At 46.1% G+C, this 15,610-nt stretch carries 9 protein-coding genes and 3 pseudogenes; 2 read left to right on the top strand and 10 right to left on the bottom strand.

What is annotated here, in order from left to right; translation table 11 throughout:
* Positions 1-17: 17 nt before the first annotated feature.
* Positions 18-1,883: a TlpA family protein disulfide reductase gene (locus tag JCM16496_RS04810; protein ID WP_025832673.1), complete on the bottom strand. Its 1,866-nt coding sequence runs from the start codon at positions 1,881-1,883 to the stop codon at positions 18-20.
* 29 nt (positions 1,884-1,912) lie between these two features.
* Entirely contained in the window at positions 1,913-2,275 is a 363-nt protein-coding gene (locus JCM16496_RS04805; RefSeq protein ID WP_005823785.1) for a BlaI/MecI/CopY family transcriptional regulator, read from the bottom strand.
* A 210-nt stretch (positions 2,276-2,485) separates the two neighbouring features.
* Here JCM16496_RS04805 and JCM16496_RS04800 point away from each other — a divergent pair, with 210 nt between their 5' ends.
* A complete protein-coding gene (locus JCM16496_RS04800; RefSeq protein WP_025832669.1) occupies positions 2,486-3,190 on the top strand; it encodes a hemerythrin domain-containing protein in 705 nt (234 codons plus the stop codon).
* Positions 3,180-3,793, top strand: a pseudogene (locus JCM16496_RS04795) (response regulator transcription factor). The gene JCM16496_RS04800 and the pseudogene JCM16496_RS04795 overlap by 11 nt, the downstream one beginning before the upstream one ends.
* Before the next feature lie 497 nt (positions 3,794-4,290).
* Here the strand turns inward: JCM16496_RS04795 and JCM16496_RS04790 are convergent.
* From JCM16496_RS04790 to JCM16496_RS04755, 8 genes and pseudogenes are all read right to left on the bottom strand, one after another.
* Positions 4,291-4,665, bottom strand: coding sequence for a hypothetical protein (locus tag JCM16496_RS04790; RefSeq protein ID WP_244440250.1), 375 nt, complete (start codon positions 4,663-4,665; stop codon positions 4,291-4,293).
* A 110-nt stretch (positions 4,666-4,775) separates the two neighbouring features.
* Positions 4,776-4,982, bottom strand: coding sequence for a type II toxin-antitoxin system antitoxin (locus JCM16496_RS04785; protein ID WP_025832666.1), 207 nt, complete (start codon positions 4,980-4,982; stop codon positions 4,776-4,778).
* A 66-nt stretch (positions 4,983-5,048) separates the two neighbouring features.
* Positions 5,049-6,406, bottom strand: a pseudogene (locus JCM16496_RS24875) (alpha/beta hydrolase).
* Between the two features lie 12 nt (positions 6,407-6,418).
* On the bottom strand, positions 6,419-7,375 hold the full coding sequence (locus tag JCM16496_RS04775; RefSeq protein ID WP_025832663.1) for an SPFH domain-containing protein: 957 nt from the start codon (positions 7,373-7,375) through the stop codon (positions 6,419-6,421).
* A 200-nt stretch (positions 7,376-7,575) separates the two neighbouring features.
* Positions 7,576-10,168: pseudogene (xyl3A, locus tag JCM16496_RS04770) on the bottom strand (xylan 1,4-beta-xylosidase).
* A 160-nt stretch (positions 10,169-10,328) separates the two neighbouring features.
* The gene (locus JCM16496_RS04765) at positions 10,329-12,584 is read right to left on the bottom strand and encodes a glycoside hydrolase family 3 C-terminal domain-containing protein (RefSeq protein WP_025832661.1); all 2,256 of its coding nucleotides are present in this window, start codon (positions 12,582-12,584) and stop codon (positions 10,329-10,331) included.
* A gap of 21 nt (positions 12,585-12,605) precedes the next feature.
* Positions 12,606-13,664, bottom strand: coding sequence for a hypothetical protein (locus tag JCM16496_RS04760; RefSeq protein WP_244440248.1), 1,059 nt, complete (start codon positions 13,662-13,664; stop codon positions 12,606-12,608).
* Positions 13,665-13,885: 221 nt separating this feature from the next.
* The gene (locus JCM16496_RS04755; protein ID WP_025832659.1) at positions 13,886-15,565 is read right to left on the bottom strand and encodes a SusD/RagB family nutrient-binding outer membrane lipoprotein; all 1,680 of its coding nucleotides are present in this window, start codon (positions 15,563-15,565) and stop codon (positions 13,886-13,888) included.
* Positions 15,566-15,610: the final 45 nt, after the last annotated feature.

The following is a 15,610-nucleotide window of genomic DNA, read 5'->3' as shown; positions in this document are numbered from 1 at the left end:
CGATTTACTATTTACAGTTACTTGATCAGTTCATTCCGTAGTATCTCCACTCCGGGAAATCCGGTTGCTTTGTAGGAGATATCTCCTTCACGGTTCACGACGAAATAGGTCGGGATACCCGGATATTCGTACAGCTTTGCCAATGCCGTACTTTGCTCATTGCTAATGCGACAGTGAATACCGGGTATATCCGGTATCGTTACTTTCCATTTTCCTTCAGGAGATGTTTCGTCGGCAATATATAGATAAACCACCTCTTTCATCTCCTCTTTCAACGGTTTCAAGCTTTTCATGGCCCGCATACAAGGACCACACCAGGTGTTCCACATATCCACCAGTACCATCTTGCCACGATAAGGACGAGTAATGACCTGCAACAAACTGTCTGCCGCTACCTCCTTTCCCACCTCAACAATCTTATATCCAGTCTTTCCCTTAGTAGCTTCCAACTCTGATTTCAGTTCGGCTTCAATCCTCCCGTTTCTCATCAGGAACAATTGCTTGAGGTCGGGAGAAGCGATGCTGTCCACCGTCCGACGCTCTTCCTCAGTCAAAGGCATGTACTTGCTCAGATTACGGGAAGCACGCCCGGCAAGAAGCATGTCCGGCCAAAGAGGGTCTTGCACAAACTTATCCCGGAGATTTCCGGTAGCGGTCTTCACAAAGTCCGTATAATAATTGTAATATTTCTGTTCGGGGGTATGCAGAATATCCAGTTGCAGTATTTCCTTGAAGTATGAGGTACTATCCACCGTCATGTCCGCCCTTTTCACCCCCTTCCTGCCCGAAAGCATCGGGGCATAACTAAGGTTACTCTTGTAATTATAGATAAGGCTGAACAGATTCATATCCAGATTTGCCCGGATATAAGTACGGCAAGCCTGACTCATATCCTTGTTTTTTACAAGTTTCTTTTGCATATCTTCATAATGCCTGAACAGATACTTTTTATATGCCTGCGGAGTCATCCCACAAATATCTGCATAAAAATCATCAGCTCCCGATAAGCTTTTCATTTCACCGAACCGCAGCAACTCGGTATTCAGACCGGCATAGTCTCCTTCAAACCAAACACGGCTATCCGTTACACCATCCCTTTTCCGGCTTAAAAGACGGCTTTGCGAATAGAATATTTCAGGCAGATTGATTGTGACATCCAGTTCTCCACCCGGAACGAGAAACAATTCTATTTTCGAACGGGATATCCACAGCGTAGCACCACTCGGCAACAGCACCTCCGTCTCATAACGGAACGTGCCATCCTCCGCTATCGTCAAATCCTTACCGGTGAAATACATGAAGAACCAAGGCGAATCATAGTAGCGTAACGTCACTCCATACTCCGGTTTATACCCCAATATCCGCCCCTTTATGACAGTCTTTCCCACATTCAGTTCCGGTCCGGGCAATGGCAAAACCTCATCCGGTTTCTTATTCCGCAAACGTTCGGGAACATCCACCCGAGGTTTCTCTCCGTTGAGCTGTATACCATAAATTACCCATCCTTCATCACTGCTCGGTGTCTCTACGAAATCAAAGCTCTCAGTATCCATCGGAAGCGGACTAAACTTCAAAACAGCAGTCATTTCACCGGAAGCGGGAATATGCGTCCACTCATCCCTAGCAAAACCGGTATTTCCCAAATATCCGTAATCTTTTCCGGATGCCCGCAGCACAGCTGTCGAATCAATCCTGACCTTATCGCCCTGCATGCCATAAAGCCTCACCGCCAGCCAGGTCGTATCTTTTCCAAGCGTCACTTGCTCCACTTCAATGCTACGCGTATTGCATGCCATGAAATAGGGTACCTTTACGATTTTCTTTGCCTGCAATCCGCAGCAAATACTGACCAGCAGCAAATAAACCAATCCGATGTTTTTCATAAGCTAGAGTTATTAGAGTTTCAACAATCTCAGTCCCTTCCCTTTTCCACGTCCTGTATCAACTGCTTCAGTTCTTCCAGGGATATATCCTCTTCCTTCACCAAAGAGGACACTGCACTGAGATAGGAATTATTGAAATATTTACTGATAACGTTCTTCAGTGTCCGCTTGCGGAAATCCTCCTCGCTGACCACCGCATAATACTGATATGTATTGCCGTACGTATGATGGCTCAGGAACCCCTTATCCTCCAATCCTCTCACAATGGTGGACAAAGTATTGAAATGTGGTTTCGGCTCTTCATAGAATGCCAGCATTTCCTTCACAAACAAGGGTCCTTTTTCCCAGAAAAAGCCCATGATTTCTTCTTCTTTTGCAGTCAATCCTTTCATAACATTCTTTGTTTTCCGCAAATAACTAAATTATTTAGTTCAAAAACTAATTTTCCTCGTTAAATAAAACTAAAGCTTTTAGTTTATCCGGCAAACACCACTCTTCAACCATCTCCCGACAAGCAAAATACCTACTAATAGTGATTGCAGTTCTCGGATAAAAGCCGTTACTTTGCGCACGAATTAGAGAATTAAAAACAATAATATACAATGAATGAGCAACATAAGTACCGCTCCACGGACAAGATGAGCGACCTCATCTGTGACAATTACTCCTTATTAATGGTGATGAGCCGCTTCGGACTGTCATTAGGATTCGGAGACAAGAGCGTGAAGGACGTCTGCGAAGCACAAGGCGTCGATTGCCCTACATTCCTCGCCGTAGCCAACTTTATCAGCGAAGAACAATACTCTTACAGCGGCAATGAAAGCGATTTTTCCATTCCCGCCCTTATGGATTATCTGAAGCGTGCCCACACGTATTTCCTCGACTTCAACCTGCCGGCCATCCGCCGCAAACTCATCGAAGCCATCGATTGCTCCGGTACAAACGATGTAGCCTACCTCATCCTGAAGTTCTTCGATGAATATGCCAAGGAGGTACGCCGCCACATGGAATATGAAAACCAGGCCGTATTCACCTATGTAGAGCAATTGCTCCGGGGCAGGCTATCGGACGAATACAACATCGCCACTTTTGCCAGCAAACATAATCAGATAGACACCAAACTGAAAGAGCTGAAGAACATCATCATCAAATACTATCCGGAAAAGGAGAACAACAATCTCCTGAATGCGGTCTTGTTCGATATATTCAACTGCGAACAAGACCTTGCCACCCACTGCCAGGTAGAAGACTATATGTTTGTTCCCGCCGTAGCGCAAATAGAAAGGAAACTGGAAAATGAACAATAATACTTCTTTGAAGATTGTCATTGCAGAAACTTCGGTCATCATCCGGAGTGGCCTGACGGCTGTATTGAAGCGTATTCCCAATTTGAATGCACACCCCATTGAAGTTTCTTCGCCGGAATCGCTGCAGAACTACATTCACATGCATCCGGCAGACATTATCGTCATCAACCCCACTTTCGGTGGCTGGTTCGACCTGCCCGCCTTCAAGGCAGAACACGGGAAATCCGGCATCAAGTACATTGCATGGTATGCTCCGTCATCGACAACAACATATTGAAGGAATATGACGAGAACTTCGCCATGTGCGATGACGTAGATGTCATCGCCTCCAAAATCAACCACTTGCTGCACACCGAGGAGGAAGAGGAAAAAGACAGCGAACAAGAAACCCTGAGCCAGCGCGAAAAGGAAATCATCACCTGCGTTGTGAAGGGCATGACCAACAAAGCCATCGCCGACAAACTCTACCTCTCCATCCATACCGTCATTACCCATCGCCGTAACATTGCACGCAAACTGCAGATACATTCTCCGGCAGGGCTCACCATCTACGCTATTGTCAACAAGCTGGTAGAATTGAGCGATATCAAAGACTCTTTGTAACCCCGAAAGGTATATACTCCTAAGGCATTTCCCACTAAGACCCAATGCCGTCAAGTCCTATACTGAAAGGGCAGAACATCCTCATCTTTTATTCCAAAACATCCGGATGTATTACCCTAAAACATCCGGATGTTTTGGGGTAAAGATGGGGATGTTTTAGGGTAATACATCCGGGTGTTTTGGGTATTAACTCATAGGATGAAGGAAGTTCAGTCATGGAGTTATGAGCATTCAGCCGTAAGACTTCCACCCTAAAGCGCAAATCCCCGCTTCACGATATCACATCGGGAAGCGGGGATCCTTTTATCTTCATAAAAGTGGTTACGTAATTATGACTAACTAATTCATTCAAATCTGATGTTGCAAAGATAAGGCATCGCCAGATAGTACGCAATCGCTCAAATTAGGTATAATAAAACAAGCTAGTCATTATAAATAGGTAGAGCCCCACAAATCAGGCATCAGCTGAAAGCAAAACTATAAAATAGACAGTAAAGCTACTTATATTTAAACGCCAGTATATAGTATCCCACAAATGACAATCCCAGCAGAACAAGCGGAGCAAAGAAAAGAATTCTACCTAAAACACAGTACTCCCTAAAGGCAGCAGCTAAAAACATCAGGGTCAGAATAACATTCATCACCCGAGTAAAGCGTATGGCAAGCAGATATTGGACAGCCACATTGCGCCCAGTGACCCGAACGGGAAAATTAATGAAGCGGACGGGAAGATATCCGGCTATCCCCATGAGCAAGAAGCAGAAAACAGAAAAACCGCCCATCATCCAAACATCTGACGGCAAGGAGCCTCCTTTTTGTGTATATAGCCAGTAAATACCACCCCACGTAACAAGCACAACAAGTAGGGCCATACCTTCCAGAATACGGTCAAGTACAGTTGGCTGAAAACGGACATTAGGCAATTCTTGCCGGAATAGGGACCAAGATTAATCATACTATCTGCGATTTAGAGTTGTTATTACTAATCCTCCTCCACCTTTTTTTCAGTCGGAGGAGGAGTCTTGGATTTCTTCATCCGCCCACTCTTCCGCAACGCCTCAGCGATAATCCACTGAAGCTGTCCATTGGTACTGCGAAACTCATCGGCTGCCCATTTTTCAATAGCATCCATCGTCGCAGCATCCACACGGAGGACAAAGCTTTTGGTTGAAGTTTCTTTTTTAGCCACTATTTATTTACTATTTAACAATTTACGATTTACGATTGAAGTTACTTTGATATAACCAAGTACCAATCAAAGAGTATTCTGCTTGCCCCGCACGAAGGAAGCAATATCATCCACAACATATGCCGGAACGGGTGAAGCATGGCTATACTCGAACGGAGTCGCCTTGCCGCTACCTTCCTGCAACAAGTGATTCAATTTCGGATAAGATTGGAAAAATGCATTCTTACAGCGTAACAAACCGGAACGCCATAAACCGAAGTCTTCCATAGTCACTTGATAATCTCTCTCCCCTTGAAGAACAAATATAGGCAGCTTTAGTTTAGCGGCAACTTCCACCGGTTTGTAAGCATTGGCAAACAGCCAATACGAACGGGGCTGCCCCAATGGCAAGGAAATCGTTTCATCAAACTCTTCCGTACCAAGCTTTTTGACATTAGCCAACTGTTGTTTCAGTTCATCAAGTTGAGCCTTTACATTGACTGAAGAATCCGTCAAAGAAGAGGTATAATAAAACTGTTCCTCAAGAGCATCTTCAAGCGGTCTTGCCAGCCCGGCAAGGATAATGATACCTGCCAAACCTTTCGAACGCCCGGCAATACGGGGAGCCAATGTACCTCCCAGGCTGTGCCCCAACACATACACACTGTCAGGAGCCAGCTCGGGCAAAGCCCTTACCTGCTCCACTATGGCAACGGCATCGTCCACGGCCTCAGTATCATAATCGAGTTCGCGACCGGCAGGAACACAAGCCGCACCATATACCTTTGTCCGTTTTTCATAGCGGACGACAGCAATACCACGTTCCGCCAATCCCCAAGCCAAGTCACGGAAAGGCTTGTTGGACCTATCGTCTCGTCACGGTCGTGAGGACCGGAACCATGTACCAGAATAACACAAGGAACCCTGCATGCATCCGGACCGACTGCCCGCTTGGGCAAAGTCAACGTTCCGGGAAGCTTGTAGCCGTCGGCTCCCAGCGTAATATCCCTTTCATCCATTTTTGTCTTATCATAGGTTATCGGTTGGGCAGTGCCAACAGCAGGTGCAGGGACCAGCCGGATTGTATTCAGTGCCCCGTCAGCATCAAAAGCCACCAGAAAACGGAGATTATAACGTTCAAATTCCACATCGGAATAATAGATAGTAATTCCTTGGGCAGAATCGGTCTTCCATTCTCCTTTTGATATGGGTTTACCAAACATTTTCTCTGCTTGCCGGAAAGAATCATTGAAGAGTGCCGGAGCCAGTTTCTCCTGCAGCTCCCGGTTCAATGCCGCATGGATACTGTCACCTTGCCCTGCCACAAACAATTCATAAATGTGCTGCGCGCGCGCAGTATTCGCATCTTGTGCAAAGCCCCCATATACATTGCCCAGCAAGAGCAGTATAAGAGCCCATCGTCCTATAATCCCCATCTCTTTCATCCGTATCCTTTATCAATGGTTCAACGTTCCCGTATTGACTACCGGTTGGGCAGCCTCATCCGCACAAAGCACTACCAACAGATTGCTGACCATTGCCGCTTTCTTGTCTTCGTCCAGTTCAACAATTTCTTCTTCAGAAAGTTTATGAAGCGCCATTTTTACCATAGAGACTGCCCCTTCCACAATCTTCTCGCGTGCCGTAATGATGGCAGATGCTTGCTGGCGACGCAGCATCACAGCGGCAATTTCGGGCGCATACGCCAGATAGTTGATGCGGGCTTCCACCACTTCCATACCTGCCATGGCCAGGCGTTCATTCAGTTTCTGCTCCAGCTGTTCATTGATTTCCTCACCGCCCGAACGAAGTGTCAACTCTTCCGTATCAGCCTCATTATCATCATAGGCATACTGACCGGCAACCTGGCGAAGAGCGGCATCACTCTGTATCTTCACGAAGTTCTCGAACGCATTCATACGGTTGGCCACCGCATTACCAAGACTCACCTGATTGGCATTGCCTGCTGTGGAAGTGGATGCAGCCATCGTCTGCGAGTCAATCTCAAACATGGCCTTATAAGTATCTTTCAACTTCCACACCAATACCAGTCCTATGAGAATAGGATTACCAATCTTATCGTTCACCTTTATCGGCTCCACATCCAGGTTGCGTGCACGAAGCGAAAGCTTCTTCTTATTAAGGAAGGGGTTTACCCAGAAAAAGCCGGTCTCTTTGAACGTTCCCTTGTACTTGCCAAAGAACACCATGGCACGCGCTTCGTTCGGTTCCAGCTCCATATAGCCGGCAAACATAATGAACCATACCAGACACAGACACACCGAAAGGATCAAAGTAGGCACAGAAATGAGAAACCCAAAGATTATCACTGCCGTAAGCACTACCAAATGAAGGAACAAGGCCAGAAAGCCATTCATCTTGAAACCACTGAAACTACACTCTTTTGTTTCCATATTCTATAGATTTAAATAATATCATAATGATATCACAAATATATCAATTAAAATTAAATAAGTACATAGAAACAAGGGATTTAAGATGCAGTATTAAGGATTATTAAGAACATATATCCCCAGTATACAAAAATTCCGCTTGAAGGTCATAACTCACCCTCAAGCGGAAAACTTTTTTTTTCGACTCTGTCAGCAATGTATCAAGGCTGAATAGCAAAAGACCGGCGCAGCAAATCAGCAGTTTGCGAGCTACCGCCCACCATCAGTTCATAACTGCCTTCGGAAACGCACATGGTATTGCTTTGCGGATTCCACCACACCAACTCTTTATCACCCAAATCAAACTCTACATCGACCGTCTTTCCTGCCGGGATATGTACCCGCTTGAAAGCACGCAATGCCTTGCTCGGTCCTTCTACATCATCGTTTTTCTTCAAATAGACCTGCACAACCTCTTCACCGTCACATTTGCCGGTATTGGTTACGGGGACACTCAATCTCAATTTCTCACCGGACTTTATATTATCCGAGCCAAGCACCACAGCGCCATAGCTGAAAGAGGTATAGCTCAATCCATGACCGAAGGGGAAAAGCGGTTCCTGGGTCATGTAACGGTAAGTCCGGCCCGTCATATTATAATCCTCAAAATCTGGAAGCTGTGACACATTACGGTAAAAGGTCACCGGCAAGCGTCCTGCCGGATTGTAATCGCCGAACAAGACTTCGGCTACAGCCGTACCGCCTGCCTGACCGGGATACCATGCCTGCAGGATGGCTCCACACCTCCCGGTTTCCGGCTCCAGACCGATGGGAGAACCCGAACAGTTCACCAACACCACCTTTTTACCGGCACGGTGCAAGGCGGCAATCAGTTCCCGTTGGACAGCAGGCAACTCGATATCCGTACGGTCGCCTCCTCTAAATCCGGGAAGTTCAACGCCCATCTCCTCGCCTTCGAGGTTCGGAGAGACTCCTCCCACAAAGACCACGACATCAGCATCCTTCACACGCTCCACAGATTTCCTCACATCCACTTCATTCTTAAATCCAAGGTCGAAGTCCAACTGTGCATCGCTACGGAAATATTCAAAATCCAATTCAACATCATACGTTTTTCCTGCTTGTACCTGCAAAGTATAAGCACTCTTCTGCCACCGTGCTGATTGGAAAATCCTCTCACCTCCTCCCCATTTATCCGCAATCTCCCTGAGCCATAGGCATAGATGTCAAAGACCACCTCTCCCGACCGGTCGGAAGTGAATACGCTGTTGTAGGTTGCCGAGAAGTCGGTAAGGTTTACACCCGGAGCAAAAACCGTGGCACCGGATGTACTGAAATGGAAAGGAGTGGTCACTTGGTCAGTAGTGACCGGCTCACCGTCACGAGTCACGTTATTCCAGTAGCGTGCAGTAAATCCGGGCTTCCCGTCAGCAGTCTTGCAACGGTTGAAGACGCTCTGTATCTGAGTTCTCTCCACCCATCCGCAGCCTTGTTCATAAATAAGCCGGTCATCAGTCCCCAAAGCTTTTCTAATTCCGTCCAGAATGGTGACTGTGTGCGGAGGCATACCGTTATAATTTCCCCACTGCATCACAGAATCATTGGCGTTCGGCCCCATCACGGCTACAGTCAGCCTCCACGCTTCAACGGCAAGGTATTATCCTTGTTCATAAGCAGTGTCATTGACTTGCGCGCCATGTCGAGCGCCAGAGAATCGTGTCCGGCAGAAGCCACCACAGAAAAAGGAATGCCGGTCCAGGACACCTTCTCCGGCTCGTCCATTTCACCCAAGGCAAAGCGGGCCGTCAAAAGGCGCTTGACTGCTACATCCACTGCTTTTTCATCAATCTTTCCCTGCTTCACCGCTTCTACCAGGGCCTCGTAACTCGAACCGCATTCCAAGTCAGTCCCACTCAGCACCGCAGCCGCTGAAGCGGACTCTGCATCAGGATGCGTCTTATGACCATAATCTCTGTAAAAATCGGCAATAGCTCCACAGTCCGAAAGGACAATACCGTCAAATCCCCACTCATCGCGCAAAATCTGCATCAGCAGGCGGTCGCTACCGCAACAAGGATCGCCCTCAAAACGGTTGTAGGCACACATCACCTCCTTCACTTTTCCTTCTTTCACCAAAGCTTCGAAAGGAGGAAGATAAGTTTCATACAAATCACGGGGCTTGATATTTTCCGCATTAAACTCATGGCGGTTCCATTCCGGACCGGAGTGTACGGCAAAATGCTTGGCACAAGCATGCAACTTGTCATATTTTCCATCGTTCGTACCCTGCAAACCCTTTACAACCATCACCCCCATACGGCTGGTCAGATAAGGGTCTTCCCCATAGGTCTCTATACCCCTTCCCCAGCGGGGGTCGCGATAGATGTTCACTGTAGGCGTCCACATTGTCAACCCTTGATAGCGTTCATGGCTTTCCTGGGATGCATAGTAGGCATTCTTGGCGCGGGCCTCATCAGATACGGCAGTAAATACCTCGTATACCGTCTCCGGCGAGAAAGATGCCGCCATACCAATCGGTTGAGGGAACACTGTGGCCAGCCCGGCACGCGCCACTCCATGCAACGCTTCATTCCACCAGTTATAGGGCTTGATGCCCAGGCGTTCCACTGGTTTGGAGCTGTCCATCATCAAGGACACCTTCTCTTCGAGCGTCAGTTCCTTCAGCAAAAGTCCGGCACGCTCTTCTGCCGGCAGAGATGCATTCTTGTAAGTAACCTGCCCGCATCCCGACAATAGGAAGAGTGGCAAAAGGTAAAGAAGTTTCTGTTTCATCATGGTTTTATATTAGGCAATTATCTATCCAAATATACAAAGATAATGGATATTGATTAAATTTCAAACTTCAAAAGAATGATTCATTATGCAGCGTACTGCCTAAAAGGCAGTACGCTTTCTTCACATATCATAGTTTAATTGCCATCGAATTATTACGTCAATCACATATATATTTAAAAGAGTGCATGCAACGAATATCTGCAGATGAAGTCCCGACATACACATTGAATACTCCCGGCTCAGCTACCCATTGATGGCTTGCCTCATCAAAAAACTTCAAATCATCAGGAGTGATAACAAATTCCACTTGAACAGTTTCATCAGGTTCGACCTCTACTTTTGTAAAGTGCTTCAACTCTTTCAATGGACGGATAACGCTACACACCGGATCTCCAAGATAAAGTTGTACCACTTCTTTACCAATCCTCGTACCCGTATTAGTCAAAGGCACTGTCACCTTGATACTTCCTTTTTCATCCATCGTCTTCGATGACAGCCGAGACTTGCCGTATTTGAAAGAAGTATAACTCAATCCATGGCCAAAACTAAAAAGAGCCGGAATCTTCTTTGTATCGTGCCAACGATAACCTACTAAAATATCATCTTTATACTCTTCTTTAGGGTTGACACCGACATTGCGCTGATAATCCGTCAAAGACACATCTTCCTTGCCGGTATCGATACCCGGATAAGCCCCTTCACCAAAAGAGTGCGCCGAACAATCGCTTAACTTCACCGGAAAAGAATAAGGCAGTTTACCCGATGGATTCACTTTACCACTGATAACATCTGCAATCGACGCTCCTCCCATAGTCCCCAAATAAGAAATATGCAGAATTGCAGGCACTTTCTTCAACCATGGCATAGCATAAGCATTGCCACTGATATTGGCTATCACAAGATTTGGATTGACAGCAACAAGCTCTTCTATCAATTCATTTTGAGAAAAAGGTAAGTTATACGACTTACGGTCAGTAGATTCACAATCCTGAAAAGCATTTTTATTCAAACCTCCCACATAGATAACAACATCTGCCTGCCGTGCCTTTGCCACAGCCTCAGCACGCAAAGAGTCTATCAACGTCTGTTGCATTTCCTCCTCATGTCCAAAAAAGGGACGGCCGCATGCATAACCCTGGGTGTATTCTATCTTATCACCATATAGGGCACGCAGTGCATCAAGTGGAGAAATCATATCTTTTGGTTTCAATTCCGACGAACCGCCACCATCCGTAAGTCTACGGACAGCATTGTCACCAACCACCAATATCCGGTTATACTTATCAGCTTGTAATGGAAGAATGCCATTGTTCCGCAACAGTACGATGGACTCGTCACCTATTACTTTAGCCACATCATAATGTTCTTTGGTACAGAGTGAGCCATACGGCTTATTCTGATTCAATGAAGTCCGGAAAATCAGACGCAGTATATTCCTCGCTTTCGCATCCACTGACGCCATCGGCAATTCCCCCTTCTTCAACATCTCCAGATAGGGATCTGCCAAATAATAGAGATTATACCCCAAGCTATTATCCGAAGTCAAACCGTTGGTATAAGACCCCATTTCAATGTCAAGACCATTAAGAGCAGCCTCTTTGGTGTCGTGAGCTCCTCCCCAATCTGTAATGACACAACCGTCAAACCCCCATTCATCACGTAGAATATCATTGAGCAGACGGGAATTATGGCAACAATGCTGGCCACGATACTTGTTATAAGCTCCCATGACACTCCATGCTCCCCCTTCCACTATTGCCTGCTTAAAAGCAGGCAAATAGATTTCGTAAAGAGCACGGTCACTCACTTCAACATCAACAGTACCACGCCACTGCTCCTGGTTGTTCAATGCAAAATGCTTCACACAAGCAGCAACACCGTTCTTTTGCAGTTCCTTGACATAAGGAACCGCCATCACACCGGCAAGATAAGGGTCTTCACCCATATACTCAAAGTTACGCCCATTAAGGGGGGTACGATAGATATTGACACCGGGACCTAACAATACGTCTTTCTTACGATAACGTGCCTCCTCGCCAATAGCCTTGCCATAGCGTGCAGCCATATCCGGATTCCAAGTGGCGGCAAGAGCCGTAAGAGCAGGAAAAGCCGTAATAGAGTCGTTGGTCCAACCCGCATAATTCCAAGTATTCCATTCAAACTCATGGCGAACTCCATGAGGTCCATCACTCATCCACAACTCAGGAATACCCAAACGGGGCACACCTGCCGATGAAAACTTGCTCTGCGCATGGCAAAGTGCCACCTTTTCTTCAAGTGTCATACGGCTTAACGCATCCTCAACGCGCACCTCGATAGGCATATCAGGATTTTGATATATGGGTATCTGTGCACTAAGATTTGTGGCAGATGCAGCAAACAGCAGAAAAAACCGTAAAATGTAAGTATGCATTTTTTCGCTCTTTATTAGAAATTATTGAACTGTTACCAAGTCGACATAGTAACCGTGTCCCACACAAAGGAATCCGGCCTCAGCATTTATCTTGTCAATAACCTCTTGGGTGATAATCAGTTCGTAAACACCATCTTCATTGAATTCTATTTTATCCATCAGCCCTGTCCACCAACCGGTAGCAAGTTGCATCTGATGATATTCTGCTGTAGGTTCTATCGAATAATAAACCCGCAAAATAGTTCCCGGCTTAAGGGCAGTCATTACTTCTTGAGGAATCAGGTTGAACGATTTGTTAGGATCACCGTCCGCTTTGTCCCAAGACACATAATGATGTCCTTCCCACAGGGCTTTTTCAGAAGAAATAGTAACTTTCTGTTCTGTAGTAACTTCGCCATTGGTATAGAACTGTATACTCTCACCGGTTTTGGTCTTACCGGTCACTGTATATTCCCCTTCTGCCAGTTCCGGGCAAATCAGCGTGAGAGAAGTGGCAGTTTGCTCTGCAAATTCCACTACCTCCACATCAGCTACCGCAACCGAGGCAACAGCATCAAGATTAATACCGGTCATTATCCATGCCGTACCAACGGTAGCACGGTTGGCTCCCATTGTAATCATAGCCCCTTTAGTCACTTTCACTTTATTGGCGCCATATTCATTTCCTTCGGCATCGATAAAAATAGCCCGGTAGTCTCCCTCCGACAAGCCGGCAGGTACAGTATATTCCACATAATTGCCATCTTCCGACTCCACATAAGTAATATCCGTGGCAGCCATCCCACCAATAAGAATGCTTTCCACTTTATCCAGGTTATCGCCGTAAAGACAAGCTTTATTACCGGGAGCCACAATACGTTCGAAGGCCACTTCAGTAGCACTGGGGTCATCTGCGAAAGGATTTACCTGGATAAGCCCCTCACGGTAAGTGGATTTCCCAACAGTGGTGGTAGCTGTTATTTTAAGGTGATAAGTTCCTGCCATAAATTCCTTTTCTATTTCAGTACCGGTAGCCACTTCTTCTCCATCCACAAACCAAGTTACGGTAGTATAGTCTGCGGGAGTCACCGTGAGTTTCATCGACAATTTGCCGTCACGACTGAAATTGGCAAATGTGGCCAGATTTCCATTAACCCGATCCGGAAAGGTAGGTCGAGTATACGAGGCTCATCATTGAGCGTAGCCGTAGAGAACGGCTCTTCGTCGCTGCAGCTTGTCAAGAAGGCGTTGAATGCCAATATGGCAAACAGCATAACATATATCTTTTTCATATTGATAGTTAATTTGATATTGAACAGAAATTATTGAACATTATTTTTATCCCACCACACAGGAGTATTCCAGCTATTATTACCTCCCATACGCTCCAGCGCTTCCTCATAGTTTTTCTTGTTGTATGAAGATTCCAGCACTGGATAGCACAGACGAACCGGGATAGCTGCTCCCCCAGTAAGAACCTGGCTGAAACCATACTCTGCAGGAGACTTTAGCTGTGGGTAGTTGGAACGGCGCAAATTAGCCCAACACTCCAACGGATTGGTGAAATGCAGAATCCATGCCTGCGTATTGATAGATGCCTTTTTCTGCTCGGTCGTGTAACCAATGATGTTATTGGCCATATAGTTATCGAACTCTTCATCAGTTATTTTATCACATCCGTAATTGTCCGTCAGGAAGTCCATAGCCGCACGTACACCTTTTCTATAATGTTCTTCTACGGAACCTGTCACATTCCATCCTTTCAGTGCAGCCTCTGCCAACAGAAAGTCCACTTCGGCCGAGGTTATAACCACACCCGGATTTTCACCCTCAAGAAAGTTACTTGCCAACTTGGGTTCTGTTTCCGTATCCATGGAAATCTTTTCAATGGTAGGATTGCTTTCCTGCAGTTCTTTTATAAGGTCGCTCTCATAAGCTTCGGGCCAAGGTTCATAGAAGAATGCACCCGGATCGCGTGGATGCGCCATATTTTTCGCCAATACCTCTTCAGTGATGTCAATGCGGCCTTCGGTACTGGTTGTGCTCATTATCTGGTCAAAGTAGAACCGTATGATAGCAAGGAAACGAGGGTCACCAGTATTGAACAGCTGATTATAAAAAGTAGAACAGATAAAACTGGGGTTATTACGAGGGTCGTTACCATACAGACGCTGTGACAAAGCGTTGCGACGATAGTCGGAATAGCTTTCGCCACCAAAGTCAAAAGCAATATCCAAATAAGGAATCAGTGCGTCATCAGCACCAGAGGCAATGATACCACCATCTGCCACCAAAGCTTTTTCAAATTCTTCCTGGGCCTTCTGTGGGTTGGCATCCGAGATACGCATAGCATAACGCAGGCGAAGTGAATTGGCAAACTTCTTCCATTTGTTTATATCACCGTTATAAATGACATCTCCGGTGATGCGGTCCTTGGTGCCATCAAAAGCTGTTACGGCAGCGTCGAGCTCCGCAAAAAAGTCATTGTATATCTCTTCTTGTGTGTCATATCTAGGCGTGAACTTACCATCAATAAAGCCTTTTCCCGCTTCAAAGTAAGGTACATCACCATAAATATCAGTAAGATGAGACATGAGATAGACACGATAGATGCGGACAGCCGCATTGATGTTCACCTTCTCGTCATCATCCGTAGTGCGTGCCTGCGCATCGGTAAGGTCCTTGATATTTTTCAAATAGTAGTTCTGCCAGATATGCCCCATCTCGTTAAGGTCAAGTGTATGACGGCCACCATAGTTCGTGGTATTCCAGCAGCCCATCAGTTGCTGATTAAAGGCATAAATGTAGCTACGGTAAGTTTCACTCACCTCCAGGTCACCATACGTATGGAGTTGGGCAGTCGTGAGCTGTGCGTTGGGGTCAATGGTTGCAGCCTTTGAGGGATCGGTATTCATGTTCTCCATGTACTCATCGCTGCAAGAAGCAAAAGACAAAGTACATGCAGCCAACGCCATTGTGATATATGATTTATAGTGTCTCATTGTATATATCTTTTTTAATAATGTATTGGATAAATTGTATGGGGT

Origin of the sequence: Bacteroides rodentium JCM 16496 (genome assembly GCF_000614125.1) — a bacterium.
GTDB classification, from domain to species: Bacteria; Bacteroidota; Bacteroidia; order Bacteroidales; family Bacteroidaceae; genus Bacteroides; species Bacteroides rodentium.
This window is presented reverse-complemented; position numbering and strand designations above follow the sequence as displayed.